This window comes from Anaerocolumna cellulosilytica (assembly GCF_014218335.1).
Taxonomy (GTDB): domain Bacteria; phylum Bacillota; class Clostridia; order Lachnospirales; family Lachnospiraceae; genus Anaerocolumna; species Anaerocolumna cellulosilytica.
The window spans coordinates 1,264,936-1,288,631 of sequence record NZ_AP023367.1; the positions used below are offsets into that span (position 1 = coordinate 1,264,936).

The following is a 23,696-nucleotide window of genomic DNA, read 5'->3' on the forward strand; positions in this document are numbered from 1 at the left end:
AACCCTCTTTAATAATATGCCGCTAAAGTCGCAGATGGAAGCTTGAATAAATATCATAAGATAATTCTTTTCGTGTGTTGTATTTTCATTGTATATGTATTAATATGGAGGCAGGTAAAGCATATAATCAACTGCTATTCTAAGTAGTTTATTTTGAATAGCAGTTGGTATAAGTAAATCTCTTTTTTCTTAGATTTACTAAACAGGAGACTCATTATTTTTGGTATTATTGCCCGGTTTATCGATATCTGGTATATCACCGTCACCATACTCGGTATTAAAATCATAATCCAGATTAATTTTGTCTTTCGCTCCGGTATCTTTGGAAGGAGTACCTTTGCTATCTTTGTAATTATTCATGTTTTGCCCATGTAATGCAGACAGGCTGCAATACTGCCACAATAGTAAGAGAATTAAACTTTTAATTAATAGTTTTTGCAACTTAATGCTAGCAAACTGTAAAAGATTCTCTCGTGGCTTCCTTTCGTTCATTTTAGATTTTCTTTGAATCATAACCCAATTCTGCACAAAGAATTGAAGTACATAGAAAATCAATATACATTACAATTCGTAACAAAGGGTGTTATAAGCGCAGATCTTTCGGGAAATACAGATATATTCTCTTAGGGTTTTCATATTTAGTATGTCACTGAGGGAAAAGTTTATGCTCATTTTAGAAAGGATTCGTATGACATGGTGTACTTAAAGAGCTTTTCTCTACCAAACCAATATCACATAGATATGAATTTGCTTCCTTCTGCATATCCATCTTCGGTCTTTTATTTTAAAGAGTTGACATTGATAACATTCGAACGGATTACTATATTTTATGGTGGCAATGGAAGCGGTAAATCAACCTTGCTAAATCTTATTTCAGACAAGCTTGGATTACAAAGAATAACAACGGTTGACCGAAGCAAAGAATTTCATAATTTCCTCCATTTATGCAAATATGGGCTTGAAGAGGAAGAGGAACTAAGGAATGGTCTTCCGGAAGGAAGTAAAATTATATCCAGTGAAGATATAATGGACCATATATTAAACCAGAGAATTAATAATAAAGCAACTGGCATCTCTCAGGAGAAATCCTTTGAGGAATATATGAAATATAAATTTAGTGATTTTCATTATAGAAATCTTGAGGATTATGAAAATCTAAAGAAAGTAAATACAACTAGAAGGCTTACAGCAACAAAATATGTTAACACCAATGCAGGAACAAAGTCCAGAGAATTTTCCAATGGTGAAAACGCTCTTAATTATTTCGACCGGGAATTAAAAGAAGGGAATCTTTATATATTAGATGAACCAGAAAACAGTTTGTCACCCAGATATCAGTTTGAGCTGACCAAGCTATTAACAGATATGGCAAGATTCTTTAACTGTCAGTTTATTATTGCCACGCATTCACCATTTATACTTTCTGCTGAAGGGGCCAGAATATATAACTTGGATGAAGAACCCGTAGAAATAAGACGATGGGAAGAGTTAGAAAGTATACGGTTTTATCACGATTTTTTTAAGGAGAGGGACAAGTATTTTTAGTTTTTAAAAACCTTATTTATGAAAGCCATACTCATAAATAAGGTTTTAAGTGAGAGTAACAGAGAATTATCCACGTATTTCTATTAATTCATTATCAGGTCCTCTAAATAAAACCCGCATCCAGCCCTTTTCTTCCGGAATTCTTGGGCTAGGAACGTGAGGTTCAAAAACAACAGGAATACCGGCATTTTTTAGGCGTAGGTAATCTGAATAGAAATCATCACTGATGAGGCAGAAATGATATCCGTTATTTTGTCTGTTGTCTGTCCAGTGTTCAAATTCTAAAATTGTATCACCAAGCCGCAGATAAACCACTTTTTCTAATTCAGGTATTCCAGGAACATCATGTTCAAAATATTTCTGAAAGCCAAAATATGTCTCATAAAAATCGATAGATTTCTGTCTGTCTTTTACTGAAAAGGCAATATGATCAATTCTTTTAAACATAAATCCTTATCCTTTCTTTTACAGTCTATTGCATTTAAAAGTTACAATAGATATCTATATCTTTCCCAAGTTGATATGAAAGGTGTTATACATCTGAGGGAAGAATATTTTTTATCTGTAACACAATCAGGTCTTTTGTACTTGTATTGTTAAAACCATGGAACTCTCCCCGCGGCGAATATATAACATCATATTCTTTTAAAGCAGTAGGTTCTTTATTAATGGTAATAGTACCTTCACCGGATAGGATGTAAAATACCTCATCTAAATCTGAATGTTTATGATCAGGTGTAGTCTGCCCAGGTGCATATTGTAATAACCCTATATCCAATGTCCCTTCCTTAAAAATCTCAGTGCGGTTATTTTTAACCGAAACAGATTTAAGTATGGACGTAATATTAACTTTTTTCATGTTTATCCTTTCTCTGACATACTTATAACAGTATATCAAAGCCACTATATAGTACAGAAAAAATTTCTTGTGGCATCCTTTCGTTAAGTTTTATTTCTTTCAGTATCGATAGAAATTAATTTGTAATTTAGCTGTCGTGTTAAATATTCATGAATATCATAGTTCTATCATAATAGGAGTACAATCAAATTGCAAGAAGGCACTATTTTGTGTTATACTAACTAAACAGTAAGTATTACGTTATAATGATTGGAGAAATTGGGATGTCATGTGATAATTCATGTCCGATTGAGCACACTGTTAATTTAATCGGTCATAAATGGAAGGTACTCATTATAAGAAATTTAATGAATCACGGTACTTTAAGATTCGGTGAACTTAGTAAAGGAATTCATGGTATCAGCCAGAAAATGTTAACACAGCAGCTTAGGCAACTGGAGGAGGATCGAATTGTTCAAAGAAAAGTCTACCCGGAAGTTCCTCCAAAGGTGGAATACACTTTGACAGAACTGGGAATGACCTTAAAACCTATTTTGGATGCAATGAGCAGTTGGGGGAGTGAACATATAAAGACCAGGTAGATATTTATTGTGTAATAGATAGATTCTTTATTCATATATTTATAATGACAATGTTTTCTATGGTGAAAATATGGATAATGAAAAACAATGGGATAAAGTAAAACTATTTGTAAAAACAGGAATCGTTGTTTTAACATTCCTGTCTCTCTTAGTTCTTGGTATCAACTACATACCAAAAGCAATGTCTGTAACAAATTCAGCTAATAATAAAAAACTACCTATTTATTGCGTGGATGTAGATGAAAATAAGGTGGCATTAAGCTTTGATGCAGCATGGGGGAATGGTAGATAAGGACTGTAAAAATAATTCAATTTTAATATTGTCCATGGACTAATCATGCAGTTAAATAATAAATATTGAAAAAGGAGAAATCTACATTAAAAAAGGAGCTTTTGCAAGGATTTACTAATCCATGAGCGAAAACTCCTCTTCTATTTTGTTCTCCTATCAGTAATGCGGAGAGTTATAAAGCAAATCATTCGTCATAAAGTTTTAAAGGTAGATTATTATAAACTTCTATACAAAAGTTTATACCCGTCTTTTTGAATACAGGTAGCCTGCAAGACATACTAAGCAACAGAAGAGGATAAAAACGCTTGCATATAAAGGGGTTGAGATAAGTCCTCCTACTAATATAATGAGAGAGCCTAAAAGACCAAGGATAGGACAGACAACACCTTTAAAGAAGCTGGTTATGATATTTTTTTTCTTAAGCTTAAGTACTTTTATATAAAGCAGAATATAGCAAATATAGCTGAAAACGATGGCATTCTCGCTTATATCACCGCCTTTAAAAATATTACTTTTTAGAGAGAAATAATGCAGTAGCATCCAGACCACACAAGTTAAATAAGAGCAGAGAGCAGAAGACAGCGAAAGCTCATATTTTGGATGAATTTTTGCAAGGGTTTTTGAATCCGGAAGCATTTTTTTAAAGGCTAGATTTTGCGGCATACGAATACTGCCAAGTGTCATACCATTAACAACGCCGAGGATGGATATAATAATAAAAATAAGTAAAAGCCTTATACCGAAATTACCAAAAAGAATTTCACCAGCTTTATTCACTGCTTCATTTCCCGTTGCCATGATATAATCAGGACCTAACATAGTATTTAGCCCCAAGAAATATAGCAGATAAACAATTAGAACCGTTAAAGGGCCAATGATAAGTGCCAGGGGCATGTTTTTTTTAGGATTCTCAACCTCATTAGTAATATTAATAGAGACTATCCAGCCATCAAAGGAAAAGGCGATAGAAGGTAAGGCGGCAAGCCATGCAAGTCCAATATTAGAGTTTGGGATTAAGGCAGTTCCTTCTGGTATTTTAATGTCTTGTCCAGAATAGAATAGACCGGTTAGGGCAATCAAAAATAAAGGTATTAACTTTACTATTGTGGTTATATTTTGTATATGTCCGCCTAGTTTATACGAGAGGGTATTAATACAATAAAATACGGTAAAAATGATAAGTCCTAGAATAACTTGTTGTTCTACACTTCCCTCTATGCCTAAAAAAGAGAATATATAAATTGCAGTTACCCATGAAATAACGACAATAATGGTAGGAAAATAAATAAATGTCTGAAACCAACCAAAACCATTGGCTGAACTTACTGAGATAAATTCTTCATAGTATCCAATAATTCCTCCATCATGTTTTGTACGAACTGCAAACTCTGAAAGAGTAAGACTGCCAAAGATGATGCTAAAGGCACCTATGATAAATGCAATAACACCAAGTTCTACACTTCCTCCTGTATAAATTAATACATCGTCACTTTTAAAAAAGATACCCGAACCGATTACTATACCGATTATCATGGTGGTAGCTGTAAACAGCCCGTAATGTTGTTTATTTTTATTGTCCATAAAACTCCTTACTGTGTGTTGTTTTTACAATACTGTACTATTTTAATAGCAGATATGAATTTTGTCAAAATCTTTTAAACAATTTGTTTAAATATTATTCTATTATAATTAATAATTTTGGAATTATGTTCGATATAATGAGTAAATCAGAATTCGGAGGCTTGAGATGATGAAACGAATTAACGACTCGGTGCAGTTTTAACTGACAGCAGATTGTATCGAGGTTAATTACTAGGTTTGACTTATGTTGTCAGAAACTGCACCAATCAAAATATATTAATTTTTGAAAGGAAGCAGAAAAGATGAATGTAGAAGAATTAAAAGTAATCTGGAAAAAAGAAGAGGAAATTGCACATATACATGGATGGGACTTCTCTCATATTCATGGGAGATATGAGGAAGAAAACGACTTGCCATGGGATTACGAGAAAATAGTTAGACAGTATTTAAATAGTAAATCAAATATCTTAGACTATGATACTGGCGGCGGTGAGTTTTTACTATCATTAAATCATCCATATAGTAGAACATCAGCAACAGAAGGTTTTAAACCAAATGTTGATTTGTGCAGAGAAAAACTACTCCCCCTTGGGATAAACTTTAAGGCGTGTGATAAACCATCCGAAATACCATTTGGTAATGAAACATTTGATGTGATTATAAATCGTCATGGGGATTTCAACGCTATAGAATTATATAGGCTTCTAAAAAATGATGGTGTATTTATAACGCAGCAAGTCGGTAGTGATAATGAGAGAGACTTAGTAGAAATGGTTTTGCCAGGAAGTACGAAACCATTTCCGCATTTGAATCTTAAACAACAGCGTAAAGTATTTGATAATGCAGGATTTCAAATCATTCAAGCCGAAGAAGCATATAGACCTATCTACTTCTACGATGTTGGTGCATTTGTATGGTTTGCACACATAATAGAATGGGAGTTTCCTATTTTTTCAGTGGAAAGGTGTTTTTCTCAATTATTAGAAATGCAGAGAATCATTAATGAAACTGGTAAAATTGAGGGAACGATACATCGCTATTTAATGATTGCGAAGAAATAGCTTAAAAGACAGGTATAGAAAAAGTTGCCAAGGACTCTCTTAAAGTGTTCTTGGCAACTTTCTTAGTATGAGTATTTTACACTGCGGAATTTGAGTACCACCTTTGCTTTTTGAATCAAAATAAGAAGATGGCCCTCAACTATGTAAAAAGCAGATACTAAAAACTCCTACTTATGATATTTTCCTGTACATTTTTCTACCAGTATTTCAATAACCGCAGTACCTTTTACCATGTTTTCGGGGAGCTCTTTTCCTACGAATTGAGGTGTGTATTTTTCTACTAACTTGTTTAAAACTTCTCGTTTGTATAAGGCATCTGATAGGATTTGGGCAGTTCCAGTTAGAACTACACTGTTGTAAATTGCTTCTGTATCACAGGCATTCTTTTCGCCCGGTTGAAGCCCTAACAACTCGTTAACCTCAAAGCATACCTTTGGATTGTGATTCACATTGTCAATCTTCTGACCTTTAGGCAATCCATGCAGATAGATCTTGCCGTTGTAGTAAACAAAGTGCATGGAAATGACATAGGGATATCCATCTTCACGTATTGTTCCTAAGCGCCCAGTTTCTGCTCTTTGTAGAAGTTTTTTAATGTCTTCTTCTGTCAATTGAAAGTGCTTCATTCGATATTGCATATGTTTTCCTCCTGATTTATATATAATATTGCCTTAACATGTTTTATTGCTAATTGCATACTTATATTATATAATAAAAGTGTACCTGTTAAAAGGTACACTTATTGACTTTATTAGTGGGTACACTAGAGAAGAGGTAATATGATTTATATAGATAAAGAGTCAGGGCGACCTTTGTATGAGCAGATTTATACGCAGATACAGAGAGATATTATTTTAGGAAATATCCCTCAAGGAACAATTTTACCCGGAATTCGTACATTATCAAAGACTTTAGGCGTTGCACGTAACACAGTTGAAAAAGCCTATACACAATTGGCGGTTGAAGGATATACCTATTCTCAAAAAGGTGCAGGATTTATAGTCGAGTGCACAGGGAAAATGAATGTTGTCAAACAACTGGAAAATTTGCCTTTGGTAGTATCAGACAAGCCAAGTCATGAAAAGATATCTGTAAATTTACTATACGATTTTCAATATGGTAATTTTTCCGACCAATGCTTTCCTAAAGTTACATGGAGAAAGAGAATGTTAGAAGTACTATCCTCACCCTATTCCATTCACATGGCTCAATATTCCAACCGTCAGGGAAACTTTTCCTTACGCAATGAGCTTCGACAATATCTACATCAAACGCGTGGGGTATTTTGTACCGAAGACCAAATAATTATAGGGTCCGGTCTACATTATTCTCTGGATATTTTGTCTAAGCTATTAGGCAACAAAAGCATTGCAATGGAGGAGCCCGGATACTACGGAGCTAGAGAGGTGTTTCATAACAACGGATTACGGATATACCCTATCCCATCCCTAAAAGAGGGGCTTGATTTCACGCAGCTCAGCGAGTTGGATGTCAGTGCTGTTTATGTAACGCCATCTCATCAATTTCCTTATGGAACAGTTCTTCCGATTTCTAAGCGACAGGAACTGCTAGAATGGGCGGTTGAAAAAAACACCTATATTGTGGAAGATGATTATGACAGTGAATACCGGTATGATGCCAACCCGGTACCCTCACTACAGTCTATTGATTGCAATGACCGAGTTATTTATTTGGGTACCTTTTCTAAATCCCTTTCTCCGTCTTTGCGTGTCAATTATATGGTGCTTCCCAGACACTTACTCCCTACTTATCATAAAATGTTTTCAACTTATAGTAGTCCTGTTGCTTGGCTAACACAAGAGGTGCTTGCTGTTTTCCTTCATTCGGGAGACTATGCGCGGCACGTAAGGCGAATGTGCGCAACCTTTCGAAAGCGACACGATACTTTTTTACAAGAGATGTCGTCGCAGTTTGGAGAGAAAATTGCAATTTATGGAAAAGGTGCTGGTTTGCACTTTTTATTAGAATTCTTGGATGGATCGAATGCCGATACATGTATTCAGAAAGCCGAGGAAGCAGGCATACGGATATATTCCATAAAACCATTTTGGAGTAATCAAGAAGCTTGCCCTCAAAATATCCTTTTTGCAGGCTATAGTTTATTAGATGAGCATCAGATAAGGGAGGTTCTCCCACTTTTAAAACAGATATGGTATCCATAAATACCACCACTTAAGCTGTTTACTTAGTAGACAGCTTTTATTTGTTGGTAGGTAATTACAAAAGATTTTGTCACATATAATGGGAATAAGCTAACAAGATAAAAAAGAAATCTGTTAATAAAATTTTAAAAAGATATTGAAAGTAGACAGTCCTCTTTCGATATCTTTTTTTTATTGCTGTCCTATCGGCATGACGGGGGAACATATAATACTTATCTCTTTTCTTAAGGTGGTGTTGCAACACCACCTTAAAACATAAGAAGAGGTAGGTAAATAAAAAGAGAAGAGAGGATTTTATTATGTGTGAAGTAATTGCAATTGCAAATCAGAAAGGTGGAGCTGGAAAGACCACAACAACAAAGAACTTAGGAAGAGCGTTAGGGGCATTAGGCAAAAAAGTCTTGGAGATTGATTTTGACCCTCAAAATAGCTTATCAACCTCTTTAGGTTATGACAGTACGGAGGAAGAGCCGTTCACCATTGGAGATTTAGTTGACCGAACAATTGAAATGAAACCGTTACCAAGGAAAGAAGAGTATATAAAGCACCTGGAGCATGTTGATGTGATATTAAGCAATATTATTTTATCAGCCAGTGATATGAAATTAGTTGGGATCATGGAGAGGGAATACATATTGAAAAGTATCATAGAGGTGGTAAAGCCGGATTATGATTATATCTTAATAGACTGCAATCCATCCTTAGGTATGCTTGTTGTGAATGCTTTAGCAGCGTGTGATACAGTGATAATACCTGTAGACAGCAATTATCTGGCAAGTAAAGGGTTGGAGCTGTTTTTAAAGACTGTTTTTAAGATAAGGAAAAGAATAAATACTAAGATTGTAATTAAGGGTATTTTGTTAACAAAATTTATAGGAACGACTAACCTATCCAAAGAATCATTAAGTGATATTAATGAAGCTTATGGCTCAGGGATAAATATATTTGAAACCAAGATACCTAACTCCGTAAAGGTTGGAGAATCTGATAAGGAAGGGATAAGTATTATAGATTTTAAGCCAAATAATAATGTTTCTGTAGCTTACATGAAATTAGCCAGGGAGGTAGTGGAAAATGGCAGGTAAATTAGCAGCTTTGGAGGCATTATTTGGTGACGATAATAAATCTGCTGAAGGTGGAAAGATTACGGTAAATACAGAACAGTTAATCCCCTTTGCAAATCATCCTTTTAAGCTTTATACAGGAAAAAGATATGACGATATGGTAAGGAGTGTAAAAGAATTCGGGATAATACAACCCCTTATAGTAAGACCGGTTGTTGCTAACACAGTGGAAGTTCATGAATACCAGGATAAAATAAATAAGTATGAAATCCTTGCTGGACATAACCGCTGGAACTGTGCGATAGAAGCTGGATTAAAGGAAGTTCCGGTTATAATCATGGAAGGACTATCAGAAGACGAAGCAATGCTGATAGTCACAGAAACGAACCTGATTCAACGTTCCTTTACCGATTTACTTCATTCAGAGAGGGCGTTGGTTCTGGCAAGGCACCACGAGGCTTTGAAATGTCAGGGAAAAAGAAAGGATCTAATTGAAGATGTCAAAAACCTCTTAAATATGCATGAAATCAATGATGAGGGAACTTCTGGTCCACTGGACCAGAAGTTATCATCAAGAGAGGTAATGGGTAAGGAATATAGTTTATCAGGAAGTAGCATTGCAAGATATTTGAGAATCAATAGTCTTTCAGATGAATTAAAAAAATATATAGATACAGAAGAAATAAGTATTCGAGCAGGTGTGGAGCTATCCTATTTAAGTGAAGACAACCAAATCTATCTAGTCGATATTCTAAACAATAATAATTACAAAGTGGATATAAAAGTAGCTGGAGAACTTCGTGACTTACAAAAACAAAATAAACTAGATGAATCTGTAATGGAGAGTGTTTTGGCAGGAACTTATAACAAGCCTAAAAAAGCACTCTCCATTTTTAAAGGAATTAAAGTAAAACCTAATATAATAAAAAAATACTTTAATGAAAAACAGAGTGCGAACGAAGTAGAAGAAATAATAGATAAAGCATTAGCGCTCTACTATCAGAACAATGGAGGTAGCAACAATGAATAGCACTCAGAATAAAAAGAGAATTATAAAAAGTCATAGTGACATACTTACGGTTCAACAGGCAATAAATGATTTGTACAATGAGTATAAAAAGATGGGTTATGATATGATTCGGAAGATTTTAAATGCATTTACATATCGTCTGGATGACGGCTCAGTGGCTATTGTTTATTGGGACAAAGGTAATATTTATGAAAAAGTAGTTGAATCTAAGGGGGGACAATAGCATGAAACTTTTAACTGAGAGAAAGAAATTAGCTGATACAGGTAAGCTGAAAATGTGTATGGCCGAGTATGATGGCTCTTGGCTTCCTTATCAACAACCATTTGAAAAAGTAACAGTTGATTGGTTACTTGTAGAACTCACTTATGATGATTGTACCCGTAAGGAGGAGATAGCTAAATATTTGGAAAATAAATTTAAGAGCATGGAGCAACAACTTAGTAAATTTGATAAAATGAAAATACAATTAAAAAGCATAGCGGCATTCCTTATGGAAAATAAGTGAGAAGGGATAAACAATGATATATACGAATATCGAAATAGTTCCGGCTTGTACGGAGCTTGAGTATCAGGAGTATTTGGAAGAAGATATGAATAGGTATAATAAGGTATGTAAAAAAGAGAAAGTTTTGAAAGGTTGTAATTTAGCAAGTACTTTGATTATTATTTTAATATTATTAGTTGTATATATAAAGAATACTAACGAAGCTGCATGGTTATCAATTATATTGATTCCTCTAGTAGCATATTTTGCATTTATCCGACATGATGCTATAAGCGAATATTACAAAAAGCTTAAACAGAATAAAGGTAAAATCGTGGATGGTATGGTAATAAGTCATAGGCTATATGACAAAGAAATCCTTTGTTTTTTACTGGATTGCTTCGTACTAGAGTTAGAAGACAAGGAACACTTAGTTAGCGCCGAGCAACTTGACAAGAAGATTTATGATGTTGTGAATATGTCAACTCTTAAGGATAAGGTAATTATTAATTTAAAACAAAATAAGATATACATACCATATAAAAGATAATCTACCAATTTTCAAAAGGTAAGTTATTTTTTTACTATTACATTCGCCTGCAACTTTTTTTGTTTAATATATCACATTAGTAATGCCTTAACAGACCTTCCCGGTGGATTAGCCACCGGGGGAAAGGAGAAAGAAAGAATTGAATAATGAAAGCTTTATATGGCTGGTATGTTCACTAATGCTTATAATGACCATACCTAAATGCGTTAATATTTTCTTTGATGGTAAGATCTCAAAGCAATGGAGAAAAATATCGGATAAGTTAGACCTTGACAGCTTGTTTTCAGGCTTGTTTTTTTTATTGGCAGGTGCTTTAATAGGGTATTTATCATGGGAGTATATTGAATTACAAAAGGCTAAATATTTTATATTCCCATTTGCTTTCTTATATATCATCATTGGTGCCATATGGACTTCCATATGGCTGGCTGTCGTTCTCATCGAGTTACTTATTTTTATTGTAAAGATAAGTATGAGATGTGTTATTAAGTTAAGCCAAAAGACTGGTTTTGGAGGAGATAAAAAAGGATGAAGCATGAAATAGATATTGAAAAAGAACTGGAGAGGTCATTTCAACAATGGGAAAACCTATATATTTATGGAGGTAGCGATCCTTTCCATAGTGATGGAGTAAATTTAAGTCTTGGTGGTAATTGTTTAATGACTAAAATTCTAAAATCAGGGTATTATGAGACTTTTATTTGATAACCTCAATTAGGAAGGAGATAAATATGAAGAAGAAAATCATTGAAATGTTGATTATTTTAACAATAGTTTTTATGTTTACAGGTTGTGAACTGGAAGAAAGCGGTGCAACATTAGAAAATGAAACAATAGGAACAATAGGAGAGGATTCAGTAATTGAAATACAAGAAAAGGACATGACCAATCTTGAAACGAATCACATTATTGAATTTAATAATATAGATTTGAAATTCAAACCTATATATTCTATCGAAAAGTCGAGAGCAAAGAATTGGTTATTTACACAATCATCATCCATTAACCTTTCTTTGGGCATAGAGGACGTTCCAGACGGTATTAATGTTATGGTATCACAAGTGTATAGTGATATATCATTGTTATCTAAATATGCAAAATACAATGGTATTCGACAAGACAGCATAAACATTGATTATCATTCATTACCAACTGGTGGGGTAACAATAAGAGAATCAGATGCATACACTATGCCCTTTCAAGTAGAAGGAGTAGATAAAAGTGAAACATTTTTTTATATGTATAATGGATATGGTACATCTTCCACCTCTCGAATAACAGAATCTGAATTAGGAGAAGCAGTACAAGGAGCAGTTTTAAATGTTGTTTGGACAATCCTAATAGAGGATGAATCGACAGGTAACTTATACATAAAAACTATAAATGACAGGGTTGGAATACCCTATAATCGAATTCTAAAAGAATAAATCGTAAGAGAACATATTATTGTAGCAAACAAAAAGGGTCTATCGAATCAAATCGATAACCCTCTTTTTATAAGTCCTTAAACCCTTTAAGGGCTTATAAAAGGAGGGAGTAAAAAAACACAGCGAGGTGAATATGAACAAACTAGAACAGTTAAGACAGCTATACAATGACACCATATTTAAAATGCTGAATGACACGGAAACGTGGAAGGAATTTCTACGGTATGCCGGGCACATGTACAAATATGATTTTGTTACTTTAGTAACGGCATTTGCACAAAACAAAGAGTATGCCCAGTTGGCTTCCTATGATGACTGGAAAGCAGTTGGCAGGCAGGTAAGACGTGGAGAGAAAAGCTTACCGGTCCTTATCAAAAATCAGCATGGAACTGCTAACTTTTTTGATGTCAGTCAGCTTTATGGTAATAAGAAACTATGGATATGGGAAATTGAACAGTCTGAACGTCAGGTGTTTGAAAAACGTTTTATGCAAAAGCATAAGGACTTTAGTAATGAACATTTCAAAACTTTTGAAGATATTCAGTTTCAAATGGCTATTAGTAGTTGGAAAGATATTTATAGTAAGGTTACAAAATTAGATTTAAAAAAGGCATTAATGACTGATTTCCTGTACCAGAGCATTGACTACATGGTACAATACAGACAAGGGCAATTAACAGAGGAAACTACGAAGTATTTTTCTTATTTGCCGGAAACCATTAATGAAGTTACCATACATGACCTTGGTTATTATACAGTAAAAGCAGCAAGAGAGTTGTTATTGAAAAGTAAGGAAATCATAGTGGAAATAAGGAAGGAGACTACATATGAACGGGGACAGGAAGATAGAGCCATTAGCAAACGGAATGATGATGGAGTACGAGGAGAAGGACGGCCTTTGGTTTGGAGTAACGGAGGAAACAGAGAAAGCCAAGATAGCGCAGCCACTGACCAAATACGGGAATCTGGCACTGAAATATTGGGAGAGCGAAAAGGAACTGGAACTGCAACATCTAATCATAGAGGGAAAACTAAACGAGACAATGCTTCAGATACAGAATCAAGCCGAGGAAATGATGGAACAGCTTCAGGAGAAGATGTTGAAAGAAGATCCCATACGGAATCCACAGGATACGATGGAAACGTATCGTCACCGTCAGAGAATCCACGACCAGGCGGAGGAAATCGTACTTCGGGAAATAGTTTACAATTAGAGCTTACTTTTGAACAACCGTATATGGAATTAGAAAGGGAAGAAGTAAAAACTACTTCTTCTTTTTTTGTACAAAAAAAAGATTTTACAAATACTCTAACAGAAAAACGGGCTAACCCTCAACCAGAGAAAATGGAAGATATCTCTGTACAGACTGTACCTCATGAAAAACGTAACTACAGATATCAATTAGAACATGAAGTACAGGGAGGAAGTAAAACAAGGTATCAGCATAATGTCGCTGCCATCCGGTTATTAAAGCAACTGGAAGAACATCACAAGCTTGCTAATAAGGAAGAACAGATTGTATTAAGCAAGTATGTAGGATGGGGAGGGTTAGCGGCAGCCTTTGACGAAAGAAATAGTTCATGGACGAATGAATATGCGGAATTAAAGGAGTTGCTTACGGAGGAGGAATATAAAAGTGCAAGAGCATCAACAACCACTGCATTTTATACACCCCCTGAGATTATAAAAGGAATCTACCAGGCATTTAAACAATTTGGCTTTCATGGAGGCAATCTATTAGAACCCTCCCTTGGAATCGGTAGATTCTTTTCCCATATTCCAGATGAAATTGAAAAGAACACAAGGCTATATGGTGTAGAACTTGATACCATTTCAGGGAGAATTGCAAGGCAGCTCTATCAGAAAGCAAATATCCAGATTACGGGATATGAACAGGCAGACTTACCGGATAACTTTTTTGATGCAGCCATAGGAAATATTCCATTTGGAGATTTTAAGGTGTTTGATAAAAGATACCAGAAACATAACTTCCACATTCATGATTACTTCTTTGGTAAGACCATTGATAAAGTTCGTGCCGGCGGAATCATAGCTTTTGTTACCAGTAAGGGAACGATGGATAAGGGAAATCCTATGGTACGTAAATACTTGGCAGAACGGCTTGATTTAATTGGAGCAATCAGACTGCCAAATACAGCCTTTCAAAAGGAAAATACGGAAGTGACCAGTGATATATTATTCTTTCAGAAAAGAGAGAGGATGCAGGTTGCAGAACTAGAGTGGGTATATACAGGACTGACAGAAGACAAAGTACCAGTGAATCAATACTTTATAAGCCATCCGGAAATGATGCTTGGCAAAATGGTGTTTGATACAAAGATGTTTGGAGAGGGAAGCAAGTATACCACTCTGATTCAGGAACATCCAGAGCAGTTTTTTGAGGATTTTCAACGAGCAATCGCATCATTACATACCAATATCAACTATGTAACACTGGATATGGAGAAGGAGCTGGGGGATGAAGTACAAGCACAAGAGGATATTCCAGCTGATCCTGCCGTAAAGAATTTTAGCTATGCTCTTGTAGAGGATGAAATCTACTATCGTGAAAACTCTGTTATGAAAAAAGCTATGTTCTCTAAGGCAAAGGCAGAGCAGATGACAGGATTAATCCAGATAAGAAGTGCAGCAAGAGAGCTTATCAATGCGCAGCTTGCGAACTGCTCCGAGGAAGAGTTATCTGACAGACAACAAAAGCTGAATCATCTATATGATACATTTGTAAAGAGATTTGGAATTCTTTCTGGTAAAAGCAATACCATGTTTAAGCTGGATGCCGATTATCCGTTGCTACTATCCTTAGAGGCAGTGGATAAGGATAATAAGGTAACAAAGGCTGATATCTTTCAGAAACGCACCATTAAGCCATATAAGGCGATTGACCATGTCGATAGTGCAAAAGAAGGCTTAGTTGTATCCATGACAGAAAAAGGAAGGGTAGATATCCCTTTTATTGCAGGTTTGGCAGAAATGAACCCTGAGGAAGTATTGTCTGAGCTTCTAAGCATGGGAAGTATCTATAAAGATCCAATGTGTCAGGATACAGATAACCCATATGCCGGCTTTGAAACAGCAGATGAGTATTTATCCGGTAATGTTCGAACAAAACTAAGGATTGCAGAGCTTTATGCTAGTAAAGAGCCAGCCTATAGGAGTAATGTAGCCGCATTACTTAAGGTACAGCCAGAAGATATCTTAGCAAGTGAAATTGAGGTAAGGTTAGGAACGACATGGATTGAGGAAGAGGATTTAAATAGGTTCATGTATGAGCTTTTAGAAACACCGGAATCGTACCGATTGAGTGACGGAAAAGAAGGGAATGTAAGAGCAACCGCTATCCGGTATAACAATTTTACAGCAGCCTATTCTGTTACCAATAAGGTTTATGATGTAACCAATCGAATTCGTGCGTCAGAAACCTATGGAACGAAGCGGATGAGTGCCTACATGATTCTTGAGGACAGCTTAAATCTGAAAACAGTTGTGGTAAAAGATAGAATGGTAAATGAAGCCGGCAATTATTATTATGTCGTCAATAAAGGCGAAACCATTTTGGCCAGAGAGAAACAAAGCATAATTAAGGATAAATTCGAGGAATGGTTCTGGTCTGATATGGAAAGAAGAGAGAAATATGTCCGTAAATATAATGACATGTTTAACAACATAAGACTTCGTGAATACGATGGTTCTAATCTGCAATTTCCCGGAATGAACCCGGATATAGAGCTTAGAACCCACCAGAAAAATGCAATTGCAAGAGTATTATATGGTGGAAATGCACTTCTGGCACACTGCGTGGGAGCTGGCAAGACCTATGAAATTATCGCCAGTGCTATGGAGCTAAAGCGTGTTGGACTTGCGAATAAATCCATGTTCTGTGTACCCAACCACTTAACAGAGCAGATTGGAAATGATTTTATCAAGCTGTATCCTGCCGCAAATATACTAGTTGCCAGAAAGTCAGACTTTGAACCCTTGAATCGGAAAACCTTTATCAGCAAAATAGCAACTGGTGATTATGATGCTGTCATACTTGGATATACCCAATTTGAACGTATCCCTATTTCACCAGAGCGAGAGCAGTCTATGATAGAAGCTCAGATTGCACAGGCAGAAGCAGCCATAGATAGGATAAAAGAAGAAAACGGTGAGAACTGGTCTATTAAGCAAATGGAGAAATTCAAGAAAGGTTTAGAAACGGAATTGCTGTCCTTACGAAATGTGGACAGGGATAATGTAATCTACTTTGAGGAATTAGGAGTAGATGCGTTATTTGTAGATGAAGCACACTATTACAAAAACTGTGCCGTATTTTCTAAAATGCGAAATGTGGCAGGAATATCAACCAGTAAGGCAAAGAAGTCAACGGATATGCTGATGAAGTGTCAGTACATACAGGAAATAAATGCAGGCAGAGGGGTTATTTTTGCAACGGGTACACCGGTAGCAAACTCCATGACGGAGCTATATGTTATGCAAAGATATCTACAGAATCAGTTATTGAAAGAAAGAGGTATTGAGCATTTTGATGCCTGGGCCGCTAACTTTGGCGAAGTTATTTCCTCCTTAGAGCTGGCACCGGAGGGAACGGGTTACCGCTTTAAAAACCGCTTTGCCCGGTTTACCAACCTACCGGAGTTAATGACCATGTTCCGGGAGATAGCGGATGTGCAGCTTCCGGAAATGTTAAATCTGCCGGTTCCAAAGCTTCGCAACGGAAAGTATAACATTGTGGTAGCTGAACCCTGTGAGTTTACCAGAAGAAAGATGGAAACATTTGCAGAGAGGGCAGAAGCCATACGAAACGGTGCGGTAAAGCCTAACATTGACAACATGCTTAAAATCACCAATGAAGCTAGGCTACTAGGAACAGACCCAAGATTGATAGACCCCAATGCTCCGAATGAACCGGATAGTAAGGTAAATAAGTGTATTGAGAATGTCTATGAGGAATACCGTAACAGCTCTGCTATCAAGGGAACACAAATCATCTTCTGTGACGTTGGAACACCGAATAAAGATGGAAGATGGTCAGTCTATGATTACATAAAAGAGGAATTAATCCGTTATGGAATTCAGGAACAGGAAATTTGTTTTATACACGATGCCAAGACCGAAAAGCAAAGAGAGAAATTATTTGATGATTTAAGAAGTGGTACAAAAAGAATTATAATAGGGAGTACTCCTAAGATGGGAACTGGGGTAAATATTCAGAAAAGGTTGGTTGCTTTGCACGATTTAGATTGCCCATGGAGGCCAGCGGATCTCGAGCAGCGAGCGGGTCGTGGACTGCGCCAAGGAAATATGAATGATGAAATTGCCATCTACCGTTATGTTACAAAAGATACCTTCGATAGCTACAATTGGCAGCTCGTTGAGCAGAAGCAAAAATTCATAGCACAGATAATGACGAACAAAACGATTGAACGTTCATGTGAAGACATTGACGAAACGGTGTTATCCTATGCAGAGGTTAAGGCATTGGCTACCGGAAATCCCTACATAAAAGAAAAGATGGATATTGATACCGAGGTGGCAAGGCTAAAAATGCTAAAAGCTGGCTTACTGAATGAAAAGTACCGGTATGAGGAAGGTATACATAAAACTTATCCTGGACAGATAGCAGATTATGAAGAGAGAATAAATGCCACTAAAAAAGATATTGTACTCAGAGAGGAACATCCCATGAATACAGATAACTTCCACATGAAGCTTCAGGGGGTAGCCTTTACGGAACGGGTTAGAGCAGGAGAAATGTTAATTGCTATCATGACCATGAATGAAATACCAAAAGAGATAGGTGAGTACCGAGGATTCCTTCTTACTTCCATAGCATCAGAAACCTCTCAAAACAGAAGTAATATTTTAGTAAAAGGTGCTGGCAGAAGTTATCAATTAGAGCTTGGGCTTAGCCCACTTGGAAATATCACAAGACTTGAGAATTTATTAGAAGGTCTGGAGGATAAGATCGAAAACTATAAGGAGCTTTTGACAACGGCTAAAGATAACCTTGAAGAAGCTAAGAAAAACTGTAACAAAACATTTTTATATGAGGAAGAACTGAACCAGAAAGTGAAAAGGCAAGCGGAATTAAATCGATTGCTTGAGATTGATAAAAAGGATGAGGTATTAGCCGATGAAGATATGGATATGGAAAATAAAAAAACGAGGATGGATCAGCAAGTAAGTGAAGCAACACTAGAAGATGATTATGAAATGGAACCTTAATGCAGGTAACCCGAAACCAGAACAGTAGAAATTGAACTGTTCTTTCTTTATATATAGGAGGAAACAATAAAATGGCTCAAAAACAAGAAAGCAGACAAGGAGAATTTTATGCCAGTAATTCCGTCGTGAATTTTGGTAGCAACAGCAATATTAGTAATGTGAATATAGGCAGAAGTGCAAGTGAGCAAGCCATCGACCTAAGTACCGTTCAGCAGGAAACCAGTATACTTGATTATGCACACAAAAATGGAATGAGTATCATACATGAGGATCACCAGATTGCCAGAATTAGTGCTCCCAATGGTAATGTCCTAACCGTGGACAAAGGGATAAATCGCTGGTACATGGGACAAGGGGGGAGCTATGACTCTACCATCGTTTCTTATGGTGATAATAATAAGATTGAAAACGTTAATCTTAATAATGGAACACGAAGCAGCCGAGGGAATGTTGTTCAATTTATTGCGAAAATGGAACAGATTAGTCAAGAGGAGGCGGTAGACAAATGGTATGAAAACAAAGACAGATATGCAACGGTAGCTGAATACAACCAACTGTACAGAGAGAATCATCCTTTTGCCCAAAGGCAAGCCCGAACCTATCCTAGAGAAAAATCTACAGAGCGTGTTGAGCTTGCAAATACTGTTAGTATCATGGATTATGTTAATCAGCATGAGATTGATGTAGTTTATGAAGATGATAAGGTAGCTAAGGTAGAAGATATAGATGGAGGTATTGTTACTGTATTTAAAGAGCACAATTCTTGGGTCACTGGTGATACAGAGTATGATGCTACCAGAGAGAAAAACTATGGAAGAACTATACGTTTTGTGGCTAAATTTGAGAACTGTGATTGGAAGGATGCAATGGATAAGCTGGTTGAGGACAGAGGGGATTATTTATCAGTAGATGAATATAATGCCGCATACCTTGCTGAAATAAAAAAAAGAAATCCTGATTATAAGGTTCAGCCCACGAAAGAAGAAAGAAGCAAAGTGGCTGCTGACACAAAAAAAGCCGGACAAGTGGATATAAAGGAGTACTTAAAAGAAAAAGGAATACCCTTTAAAGAATTGCATAATGGTAAATTTATTATGCTAAATGACAAGGCGTATGAGGGATTAACCATATTCACACAAAGTAACACATGGGATTGGAACTCTCAACAGATAAAGAATGCAGGTGTTGTTAAACTGGCTGAGCGTATTAACAACATAAGTAAAGAAGAAGCCATTGCAGAACTTTCTGCCTTTGCCGATGGAAAATCGGTTGAAAAAATATCTCCAAATGTTGAAACATCAAACAATGTTGAAGTATCAAACGATGTTGATGTACCAAACGATGTTGAAGCTCAAAAAAATGTTCAGCCTGTAAAAGAAACCAATCAGAATGACAGTCAGGAATTACAACAGGAACAAAAAGAGAACAAAACTAAGCCATTAGAAAAAGAAGGAGATCCTGCAGGACAGGCGGAAGCTAACGCAACCTTTTCCAACGTAAACTACAGTGAGAATTCCGATATAAAACAACAGGCAGTGAATCCGATGAACCGCAAAAGGACAATGAATAAAGAGCAATTGTCTCAGATCCTATCAGGGTTACGGCTTGGAATTGATATCACACCTTATGACAATCCAAATCTTTCTGCAAAGCAAATGGAACAGTTAAAGAGAGCCATTGTTCAGGGAGTTGATGTGTCCGATTTTAATTCACCGGAGTTAAGCCCTGAATTTATGAAAGAAATGCGTTTAGCAGCCGCCTCCAATATAGATTTAAGCGTATTTAAAAATGCAGAAGGGAAATTTATATTTGATGATAAGCAGGCCAAGGAGATACGGCTTGGTTGCGCCAATGGTCTTACAGCAGAGGAAGTTTCTATTTTTGCATATAAAGATATTGATGCAGATGCCATGAAGGAGCTTCGTCTTGGGCTACAGGATGGCTTATATGATATAAAGAAATTAAATACTGGGAACTATACGGCAAAGGACATACATACAATACGAATGACTTTAGTAGCGAATCGAATACTAGAATCCATACTATCAAATTTACGAAACTTGCATGACAGCATTATAGATTTGATAAAAAGAAGTATTCAGTTTGCGAAGCAAGAGCCTAAGATGACACAACCGACTCCAGTAACCTTACCAAATGAACTGGACATAGCCTCACAAGCTACGGCACCAGAAGCTACTGGAGAGGAAATTAAAGTTGATATTGAAAAAGAAGCAAAAAGGGAATTGAGAGATATCATTGAAGAACTCTGCGAAGCGTTAGAAGAAAAAATGCCTGATATATCCATGGAACAAAAAATGGATGCAGTGAAAGCGTCTTTACGCAAAGTTTTGGATGAAGCAAGGGATTTGGAGCAGACGGTGGCTGAAAAAACTGCTAGTGAAATTAATAAGGCAGTGGAAGAACATTTGGATGAGATGCAAATGGAGAATCTAAAAGAGGCAGCCGCTGAAAGCTTACAAGAAGAGTATGTAGAAGAATTCTATGACAATGAGAATGCTTATAATCAAAGCTTAATTAATTTTACCAGTAAAATATTAAATGATACTTCTCTTGATGCAATATCAAAAGAACATATCCTTACGGAAACACTGGGAGCAACCTATGGAGAGGAAACTGCGAAGATTTGGATTCAGCACATTTCTCAAAGTCCAACGAGGGATATCACAAGTGCAGCCATTCCCAAAGAATATGTACAAGAGATGGTGACGGAAACAGAAGTTACTGAAGAAATGGAACTGGTACGATAGAGTAGTGTAAAAGAATAGCAATAAAATACGGAACAAGTTAGGTTGGGTAATCATGTTTTTATGATTGCTCTTTTTTTGTGGAAAGGAGAGCGAAAGTGGAAAGACATACCTACAAGACCAGAGAGGGTGTTGAACAAGAATATTATAAATATAGTGACGAAGATATCAGTAGGGCAAATGCCACGAACATTTATAACCTTGCTAAAAAAATGGGTTATGAAGTAAAGGACGTAGGACAGCGTTGGGCTAAAATCAAGGGGCAAGGCGGACTAAGTATTGATAAGTATGGAAACCGTTGGTATTGCCACACGACGAAAGAGGGTGGAGGACCGATCCAGTTACTCATGTATCTGGAAAACCATACGTGGAATGATGCAGTTAAGGAACTGTTGCTGAATGAAGTTGGTTATATTCCAAAAGAAGTACGGGAGAATTATAAGGTCCAGGACAAAAGTAATTTTACTCTCCCTGAAAAAAATCATAACTTTCGGCATATGTTTGCTTACCTGATAAAATCAAGGTTAATTCATCCGGATATCGTAAACGATTTTGTTGAAAAAAAGCTTTTATATGAAAACAATAAAAAAAGCTGTGTTTTTGTTGGCGTGGACAAGGAAAGCAAGCCAAGATATGCAAACATAAGAAGCACGAATACAATTGGTAACTCCTTTAAAGGGGATGCTTCCTTATCAGACAAGCGTTTTGGTTTTGCAAAAGCTGCTACTGGTAACACACTTACAATAGTTGAGGCTCCTATTGACTTGCTGAGTTACATGACAATCTATAAAATACATGGCTTAAGTCATATGATAGAAAATGAACATATCCTATCCCTGGGCGGAGTCAGTGATGTGGCTTTATTTCAATATCTTAAAGACCATCCCGAGATTGAAGTTATTAGGATGGGGTTAGATAATGACGAAGTTGGCAATAAAGCTTGTGAAGAAATCTTTAAAAAGTACTCAGTTGCATACGAGGTTCAAAGGATTACTTTTCAGCAAAAGGATTTCAATGAAGTGCTAAAAGCAGATATCCAAAAACTGAATCAAAAAAGAGAGATGGAAAAAGCACAAGAGAGCAGCTCAGTGCAGGCAGATGAATACGAAACCGCATGAAGCAGGAGTGATATGGAAAAGGAAGTAGCGGAAGTAGCTACTGACGGAAAGGAGAACATATAGTTGAGTAATTAGAATGAATGTTGAAGATTTGAACAAAGTAATTGGTGCAGTCGGAAATGAAAAGATGGCAATACATTTTGTTTTAAGAGAAATGGGGTTTGAGTACTTAATGGAGCATGCAAACGACTTGCCCATTAGTAATAAAACGCAGGTTTCTTTATTACATCTTGATGAAGTGTTAAAAAACCCGGACAACATGAAAAGTCTCTCTCATTTAACAGAGATACCTATTAATGTTTTAAAACAATGTAATAGCAGCCATGCAGATTTCATCATAAATCATCCGGAACGTATCAATATAGATTTTAGGCAATTAGAAAAACTTAGAGCATTGAAAGGCGTTTTTGAAAGTTATCAGCTAGAAGAGGACATAGTTTCTAAGCATGAGGATGTACTGGAAACAGACAGATAGTTCTTTTTCAATACCAGTCCCCGGTAAAGGGGAAAGGGAAAAAAGAGAAGATAAATAACTGGCAAGATTCCCCGATGTGCAACGGTTGTCGCACATCGAGTCTTGTCGGGAGACCCGAACCCCAGTTTTGGGAAGAATCCCAAGCCCTCTTTTAAAAGGAGAATAATGAAGGTAAGCATAATAGCAAAGAAACAACAGTATGAGTTTGATGCAGATAAGGTTAAATATGATAAAGCAAACAACATATTGAAGATAGGAGAAAAGTACATAAATGGATATGTACTTTTTTTCATTCACAGTGTTTCCTCGATGAAATACAATCGCAGATTCAAGTTTTTATCGAATCTGCTGATAGTGAATATTGATGATGACTATTGTGAAAATGCTGAAAGGATAGTTTCTCTTAGCAAGAAACAATATTTTTAATTAT

Annotated in this window: 23 protein-coding genes; 18 read left to right on the top strand and 5 right to left on the bottom strand. The window is 36.2% G+C overall.

Features of this window, described 5'->3' with window-relative positions:
- Positions 1-198: 198 nt before the first annotated feature.
- A complete protein-coding gene (locus tag acsn021_RS22770; protein WP_184090817.1) occupies positions 199-513 on the bottom strand; it encodes a hypothetical protein in 315 nt (104 codons plus the stop codon).
- 180 nt (positions 514-693) lie between these two features.
- Between acsn021_RS22770 and acsn021_RS05455 the strand changes: the two genes are divergently transcribed.
- Positions 694-1,545 carry an AAA family ATPase gene (locus acsn021_RS05455; protein ID WP_184090819.1) on the top strand — a complete coding sequence of 284 codons (852 nt, stop codon included), beginning with the start codon at positions 694-696 and terminating at the stop codon, positions 1,543-1,545.
- Between the two features lie 66 nt (positions 1,546-1,611).
- Here acsn021_RS05455 and acsn021_RS05460 read toward each other — a convergent pair whose 3' ends face one another.
- Entirely contained in the window at positions 1,612-1,992 is a 381-nt protein-coding gene (locus tag acsn021_RS05460) for a VOC family protein (protein ID WP_184090821.1), read from the bottom strand.
- An 85-nt stretch (positions 1,993-2,077) separates the two neighbouring features.
- Positions 2,078-2,404 carry a cupin domain-containing protein gene (locus acsn021_RS05465; protein WP_184090823.1) on the bottom strand — a complete coding sequence of 109 codons (327 nt, stop codon included), beginning with the start codon at positions 2,402-2,404 and terminating at the stop codon, positions 2,078-2,080.
- A gap of 263 nt (positions 2,405-2,667) precedes the next feature.
- Here acsn021_RS05465 and acsn021_RS05470 point away from each other — a divergent pair, with 263 nt between their 5' ends.
- Positions 2,668-2,985: a winged helix-turn-helix transcriptional regulator gene (locus acsn021_RS05470; RefSeq protein ID WP_184090825.1), complete on the top strand. Its 318-nt coding sequence runs from the start codon at positions 2,668-2,670 to the stop codon at positions 2,983-2,985.
- Positions 2,986-3,055: 70 nt separating this feature from the next.
- The gene (locus acsn021_RS05475) at positions 3,056-3,277 is read left to right on the top strand and encodes a hypothetical protein (protein ID WP_184090827.1); all 222 of its coding nucleotides are present in this window, start codon (positions 3,056-3,058) and stop codon (positions 3,275-3,277) included.
- 237 nt (positions 3,278-3,514) lie between these two features.
- Here the strand turns inward: acsn021_RS05475 and acsn021_RS05480 are convergent, their stop codons facing one another.
- A complete protein-coding gene (locus acsn021_RS05480) occupies positions 3,515-4,858 on the bottom strand; it encodes an APC family permease (RefSeq protein WP_184090829.1) in 1,344 nt (447 codons plus the stop codon).
- Between the two features lie 302 nt (positions 4,859-5,160).
- Here acsn021_RS05480 and acsn021_RS05485 point away from each other — a divergent pair, with 302 nt between their 5' ends.
- Complete coding sequence (locus acsn021_RS05485) at positions 5,161-5,919, top strand: class I SAM-dependent methyltransferase (RefSeq protein WP_184090830.1); 759 nt, start codon at positions 5,161-5,163, stop codon at positions 5,917-5,919.
- 167 nt (positions 5,920-6,086) lie between these two features.
- Here the strand turns inward: acsn021_RS05485 and acsn021_RS05490 are convergent, their stop codons facing one another.
- Complete coding sequence (locus acsn021_RS05490) at positions 6,087-6,557, bottom strand: pyridoxamine 5'-phosphate oxidase family protein (RefSeq protein WP_184090832.1); 471 nt, start codon at positions 6,555-6,557, stop codon at positions 6,087-6,089.
- A gap of 141 nt (positions 6,558-6,698) precedes the next feature.
- Here acsn021_RS05490 and pdxR point away from each other — a divergent pair, with 141 nt between their 5' ends.
- The 14 genes from pdxR (at position 6,699) to acsn021_RS05565 (ending at position 23,692) form a co-directional block, all read left to right on the top strand.
- Positions 6,699-8,102, top strand: coding sequence for a MocR-like pyridoxine biosynthesis transcription factor PdxR (gene pdxR, locus acsn021_RS05495; RefSeq protein ID WP_184090834.1), 1,404 nt, complete (start codon positions 6,699-6,701; stop codon positions 8,100-8,102).
- Between the two features lie 299 nt (positions 8,103-8,401).
- Complete coding sequence (locus tag acsn021_RS05500) at positions 8,402-9,187, top strand: ParA family protein (RefSeq protein WP_184090835.1); 786 nt, start codon at positions 8,402-8,404, stop codon at positions 9,185-9,187.
- The gene (locus acsn021_RS05505; protein WP_184090837.1) at positions 9,177-10,196 is read left to right on the top strand and encodes a ParB N-terminal domain-containing protein; all 1,020 of its coding nucleotides are present in this window, start codon (positions 9,177-9,179) and stop codon (positions 10,194-10,196) included. Before acsn021_RS05500 ends, acsn021_RS05505 begins: the two co-directional genes overlap by 11 nt.
- The gene (locus acsn021_RS05510) at positions 10,189-10,419 is read left to right on the top strand and encodes a hypothetical protein (protein ID WP_184090839.1); all 231 of its coding nucleotides are present in this window, start codon (positions 10,189-10,191) and stop codon (positions 10,417-10,419) included. The genes acsn021_RS05505 and acsn021_RS05510 overlap by 8 nt, the downstream gene beginning before the upstream one ends.
- Before the next feature lies 1 nt (position 10,420).
- Complete coding sequence (locus acsn021_RS05515; protein WP_184090841.1) at positions 10,421-10,702, top strand: hypothetical protein; 282 nt, start codon at positions 10,421-10,423, stop codon at positions 10,700-10,702.
- Between the two features lie 13 nt (positions 10,703-10,715).
- Complete coding sequence (locus acsn021_RS05520; RefSeq protein WP_184090843.1) at positions 10,716-11,231, top strand: hypothetical protein; 516 nt, start codon at positions 10,716-10,718, stop codon at positions 11,229-11,231.
- Between the two features lie 139 nt (positions 11,232-11,370).
- Entirely contained in the window at positions 11,371-11,763 is a 393-nt protein-coding gene (locus acsn021_RS05525; protein WP_184090846.1) for a hypothetical protein, read from the top strand.
- Positions 11,760-11,936, top strand: coding sequence for a hypothetical protein (locus acsn021_RS05530; protein WP_184090847.1), 177 nt, complete (start codon positions 11,760-11,762; stop codon positions 11,934-11,936). Before acsn021_RS05525 ends, acsn021_RS05530 begins: the two co-directional genes overlap by 4 nt.
- A gap of 26 nt (positions 11,937-11,962) precedes the next feature.
- A complete protein-coding gene (locus acsn021_RS05535; RefSeq protein ID WP_184090849.1) occupies positions 11,963-12,658 on the top strand; it encodes a hypothetical protein in 696 nt (231 codons plus the stop codon).
- A 133-nt stretch (positions 12,659-12,791) separates the two neighbouring features.
- Positions 12,792-18,908 (top strand): helicase-related protein, encoded by a 6,117-nt coding sequence (locus tag acsn021_RS05545; RefSeq protein ID WP_243167770.1) that lies wholly within the window; start codon positions 12,792-12,794, stop codon positions 18,906-18,908.
- 71 nt (positions 18,909-18,979) lie between these two features.
- Complete coding sequence (locus tag acsn021_RS05550; protein ID WP_184090855.1) at positions 18,980-21,676, top strand: hypothetical protein; 2,697 nt, start codon at positions 18,980-18,982, stop codon at positions 21,674-21,676.
- 95 nt (positions 21,677-21,771) lie between these two features.
- Positions 21,772-22,791 (top strand): DUF3991 and TOPRIM domain-containing protein, encoded by a 1,020-nt coding sequence (locus acsn021_RS05555; protein WP_184090857.1) that lies wholly within the window; start codon positions 21,772-21,774, stop codon positions 22,789-22,791.
- 76 nt (positions 22,792-22,867) lie between these two features.
- On the top strand, positions 22,868-23,266 hold the full coding sequence (locus acsn021_RS05560; RefSeq protein ID WP_184090858.1) for a hypothetical protein: 399 nt from the start codon (positions 22,868-22,870) through the stop codon (positions 23,264-23,266).
- Between the two features lie 165 nt (positions 23,267-23,431).
- The gene (locus acsn021_RS05565) at positions 23,432-23,692 is read left to right on the top strand and encodes a hypothetical protein (protein WP_184090860.1); all 261 of its coding nucleotides are present in this window, start codon (positions 23,432-23,434) and stop codon (positions 23,690-23,692) included.
- Positions 23,693-23,696 lie beyond the last annotated feature (4 nt).

Bases quoted from the DNA above. Each gene is read 5' to 3' on its own strand.
- acsn021_RS22770 (WP_184090817.1), bottom strand. From the start codon at position 513: ATGATTCAAAGAAAATCTAAAATGAACGAAAGGAAGCCACGAGAGAAT.
- acsn021_RS05455 (WP_184090819.1), top strand. From the start codon at position 694: ATGGTGTACTTAAAGAGCTTTTCTCTACCAAACCAATATCACATAGAT.
- acsn021_RS05460 (WP_184090821.1), bottom strand. From the start codon at position 1,992: ATGTTTAAAAGAATTGATCATATTGCCTTTTCAGTAAAAGACAGACAG.
- acsn021_RS05465 (WP_184090823.1), bottom strand. From the start codon at position 2,404: ATGAAAAAAGTTAATATTACGTCCATACTTAAATCTGTTTCGGTTAAA.
- acsn021_RS05470 (WP_184090825.1), top strand. From the start codon at position 2,668: ATGTCATGTGATAATTCATGTCCGATTGAGCACACTGTTAATTTAATC.
- acsn021_RS05475 (WP_184090827.1), top strand. From the start codon at position 3,056: ATGGATAATGAAAAACAATGGGATAAAGTAAAACTATTTGTAAAAACA.
- acsn021_RS05480 (WP_184090829.1), bottom strand. From the start codon at position 4,858: ATGGACAATAAAAATAAACAACATTACGGGCTGTTTACAGCTACCACC.
- acsn021_RS05485 (WP_184090830.1), top strand. From the start codon at position 5,161: ATGAATGTAGAAGAATTAAAAGTAATCTGGAAAAAAGAAGAGGAAATT.
- acsn021_RS05490 (WP_184090832.1), bottom strand. From the start codon at position 6,557: ATGCAATATCGAATGAAGCACTTTCAATTGACAGAAGAAGACATTAAA.
- pdxR (WP_184090834.1), top strand. From the start codon at position 6,699: ATGATTTATATAGATAAAGAGTCAGGGCGACCTTTGTATGAGCAGATT.
- acsn021_RS05500 (WP_184090835.1), top strand. From the start codon at position 8,402: ATGTGTGAAGTAATTGCAATTGCAAATCAGAAAGGTGGAGCTGGAAAG.
- acsn021_RS05505 (WP_184090837.1), top strand. From the start codon at position 9,177: ATGGCAGGTAAATTAGCAGCTTTGGAGGCATTATTTGGTGACGATAAT.
- acsn021_RS05510 (WP_184090839.1), top strand. From the start codon at position 10,189: ATGAATAGCACTCAGAATAAAAAGAGAATTATAAAAAGTCATAGTGAC.
- acsn021_RS05515 (WP_184090841.1), top strand. From the start codon at position 10,421: ATGAAACTTTTAACTGAGAGAAAGAAATTAGCTGATACAGGTAAGCTG.
- acsn021_RS05520 (WP_184090843.1), top strand. From the start codon at position 10,716: ATGATATATACGAATATCGAAATAGTTCCGGCTTGTACGGAGCTTGAG.
- acsn021_RS05530 (WP_184090847.1), top strand. From the start codon at position 11,760: ATGAAGCATGAAATAGATATTGAAAAAGAACTGGAGAGGTCATTTCAA.
- acsn021_RS05535 (WP_184090849.1), top strand. From the start codon at position 11,963: ATGAAGAAGAAAATCATTGAAATGTTGATTATTTTAACAATAGTTTTT.
- acsn021_RS05545 (WP_243167770.1), top strand. From the start codon at position 12,792: ATGAACAAACTAGAACAGTTAAGACAGCTATACAATGACACCATATTT.
- acsn021_RS05550 (WP_184090855.1), top strand. From the start codon at position 18,980: ATGGCTCAAAAACAAGAAAGCAGACAAGGAGAATTTTATGCCAGTAAT.
- acsn021_RS05560 (WP_184090858.1), top strand. From the start codon at position 22,868: ATGAATGTTGAAGATTTGAACAAAGTAATTGGTGCAGTCGGAAATGAA.
- acsn021_RS05565 (WP_184090860.1), top strand. From the start codon at position 23,432: ATGAAGGTAAGCATAATAGCAAAGAAACAACAGTATGAGTTTGATGCA.